A 2,957-nucleotide genomic window follows, 5' to 3' on the forward strand; every position below is an offset into this window, starting at 1 on the left:
CGTAAGCGATGTTCTCAGGCCACGGGCCGCAGATAGGTTTGGAGCGATTACTGGCCCCTCAACCTGCTAAGCCATGAGCCGCCAGCTTTTGCTGCATCTCCTTAAAGGCTGAGATGAGGATAGCGATGTTTTCCGGATTACAAGCAGCGATAAATTCGCGATTTGCAGCAGCTTGGTCGTGGCTGATTTTAGACGTGTGTGATCGTATGTCGGCGATCCTTTTAAAGTTTATGTCCTGATAGGTTGTTGTCGTCGCAACGCACCCGCCGCCATAACTTTCAGAACCTATCGGGCCACGACCATACCAAGGCCCTGGCGTTGCGCTTTCAACGACCTGCTCTATCGCGGATATGATTTCCGTAACATTCATCTCGTAGCAGCTCCATCAGACTGGCCTGTTTAAACGTCGCATTTTAACAAGTCTTTTGCGAGCCGGGTGTCAAGCAGGCTGCTTGCGTCTATCGAATTCGGCAAAGCTCTGATGTGAGCATGCCTCTCACTCATTTGGCGAGATAATTCCACGGCATTAGCGCATCGATCTGACTGTTAGGATGGCCGTTGACGATCTTGGTGAGGATGTCGGTGAGATAGGCCAGCGGCTCAATGCTATTGAGTTTGGCGGTTTCGATGAGCGATGCGATGGTCGCCCAATGCTCGGCCCCGGCGTCGGAGCCCGCGAAGAGGGCATTTTTTCGATTGAGAGCAATCGGCCTGATGGATCGCTCAACGGTATTGGAGTCGATCTCGATGCGGCCGTTGTCGATGAACCTGGTCAAGCCATCCCAGCGCGACAAGGTGTACCGGATCGCTTCGGCCAGCTTTGTCTTCTGGCTGATGAGGCCGAGCTGTTCGGTGAGCCAGGGCGCGAGGCCATCGATGATCGGGCGGCTCTTATCCTGCCGAGCAGCGCGGCGCTCTTCGTGCGTGCGGCCGCGTATCTCGTCTTCGATCTTATAGAGTTGAGCGATGCGTCGCAGTGCCTCGGTCGCAATGGGTGCGGGACCCGCTACGGCCAATTCATAAAAGCGCCGACGGACATGGCTCCAGCAGAAGGCCAGCAACACGGTATTCTTGGCGGCCAATGGCCGATAACCGCTGTAACCATCGACCTGCAGGACCCCGACGAAGCCGTCGAGATGAGTCATTGGGCGCTCCGCTTTGCGGTCAGGTGCATAGACATAAACGACACCCGGCGGATCGCTTCCCTGCCACGGTCGATCATCACGCGCATAGGCCCATAGCTGGCCCGTTTTCGTCTTGCCGCGTCCCGGATCGAGCACCGGAGCTGTCGTCTCGTCGGCAAAGAGCTTTGATGATGTCTTCAGTTCATCGAGCAGCCGTTGATGAACGGGCCGCAGATGCCAGGCTGCGCGTCCAACCCAATCAGCGAGTGTCGAACGGTCGAGGTCCATGCCCTGCCGCTTGTAGATTTGCGCTTGACGATAGAGCGGTAGGTGGTCGGCGTATTTAGAAACGAGAACCTGGGCGACAGTTGCCTCGGTCGGAATCCCGCCTTCGATCAGCCGGGCGGGAGCCGGAGCTTGAACGACGACATCCTCGCAGGCTCGGCAGCCATACTTCGGGCGGCGAACAACCAGAACTCGGAATTGGGCAGGAACGATGTCGAGCTTCTCGCTGACGTCCTCGCCTATCCGATGCAGATCATGACGGCAGCCTGGGCAGGCATGGTCATCGATATCGACGATCATTTCGATGCGTGGCAGGTGAACTGGAAGCGAGCCTCTATTCGTTCGCCGTTTGGCGACCCGCGTCTGGCGCAGATCGGCTGACGTTTGCTCGTTTTCTTCCAGACCATGCGCCTCGACCTGTTCGGCCTCTTCCAAGCCTAAGAGAAGCTGGTCTTCGGGAAGGGTCTCGGCGCGGCGACCAAAGCGGTAACGCTGCAATTCCTTGATGATCTGACGCAGGCGGGCATTCTCTGCCTCGCGCGAAAGCACCATCGCTTTCAGCGCGTTCAGGTCGTCCGGAAGTTCGTCTGCCGTCATCGTCATTTGGCAAGAACAGCATATTTTGCCGCTCGGAACGAGAGGCTGGATGCGGCTGATTCAATTGGTCGCGGCTGTCATCCAGCTTTTACCGGCGTGCGCGTTTCGCTCGGCGCATGCACGCGCTTCCAGTCCAATCCCTCGAACAGGGCCGAGAACTGGGCGGCCGTCAAATGCATTGCGCCGTCCTGCATTCGAGGCCAATGGAACTCGCCATCCTCAAGCCGCTTGGCGACCAGGCACACGCCGCTGCCGTCCCAGAAGATCAACTTGATGCGGTCTGTGCGCTTGGCCCGGAACACATAGATCGTGCCAGAGAATGGGTCAGCACCCATCTCGGCCTTCACCAGCGCCGCCAACCCTTCAGCACCCTTTCGGAAGTCGACAGGCTTGGTGGCGATCATAATTTTCGCCGCGCCTGAGGGACCAATCACGATGATGCCTTCATGGCCGTAATGACGGCTGCAATCGTCGCCGCATCAGCGCCAGATGCAATCCTAATGGTCACTCCACCAATCTCCAGCTCAATCAGCGCGTCTGCATGAACCTTCCTCGGCGAGGAGGCTCGCCGGACCTTCTTCGGCAAGGGGATGTCCTGAGGAACGACAATGGCAGGAGCAAACATCGGCGTCTCGTCCGGCAATTCATCGAGCGGCCTGCGAGCATGCCGTCGCCAGGTGAACAATTGTTGTGACGTCAGCCCATGACGCCTCGCCACTGAACATACCGTCACACCGGGCTCATAGCTTTCCGCGACAATCTGCGCCTTCTGCTCGTCGCTCCATTCGCGACGACGACCATTGCCGGTGAATACCTCGAACCGGCGAACCGGCTCATCATCCTTGGATTTAAGCGTAAGCTCTGAAATCGACATATGTCTAAGCCCTCTATGCAGGCTCAACATCGTCAATCACTAGATGATCTGGAAGGTGGGGTGGGGACGCCGCTTAC

4 protein-coding genes are annotated in these 2,957 nt (G+C 57.7%); all 4 read right to left on the reverse strand.

From position 1 onward, the window contains the following. Positions 1 to 58: 58 nt before the first annotated feature. The gene (locus AF337_RS33010; protein WP_049735366.1) at positions 59 to 370 is read right to left on the reverse strand and encodes a hypothetical protein; all 312 of its coding nucleotides are present in this window, start codon (positions 368 to 370) and stop codon (positions 59 to 61) included. Between the two features lie 130 nt (positions 371 to 500). Next, positions 501 to 2,012 carry an IS66 family transposase gene (gene tnpC, locus AF337_RS33015; RefSeq protein WP_049735367.1) on the reverse strand — a complete coding sequence of 504 codons (1,512 nt, stop codon included), beginning with the start codon at positions 2,010 to 2,012 and terminating at the stop codon, positions 501 to 503. Positions 2,013 to 2,083: 71 nt separating this feature from the next. Beyond that, positions 2,084 to 2,440, reverse strand: coding sequence for an IS66 family insertion sequence element accessory protein TnpB (gene tnpB, locus AF337_RS33020; protein WP_049735368.1), 357 nt, complete (start codon positions 2,438 to 2,440; stop codon positions 2,084 to 2,086). Beyond that, positions 2,437 to 2,880 carry an IS66-like element accessory protein TnpA gene (tnpA, locus tag AF337_RS33025; RefSeq protein ID WP_049735369.1) on the reverse strand — a complete coding sequence of 148 codons (444 nt, stop codon included), beginning with the start codon at positions 2,878 to 2,880 and terminating at the stop codon, positions 2,437 to 2,439. The genes tnpB and tnpA overlap by 4 nt, the downstream gene beginning before the upstream one ends. Positions 2,881 to 2,957: the final 77 nt, after the last annotated feature.

Source organism: Rhizobium ecuadorense (assembly GCF_001187535.1).
In the GTDB taxonomy this organism is placed as follows: domain Bacteria; phylum Pseudomonadota; class Alphaproteobacteria; order Rhizobiales; family Rhizobiaceae; genus Rhizobium; species Rhizobium ecuadorense.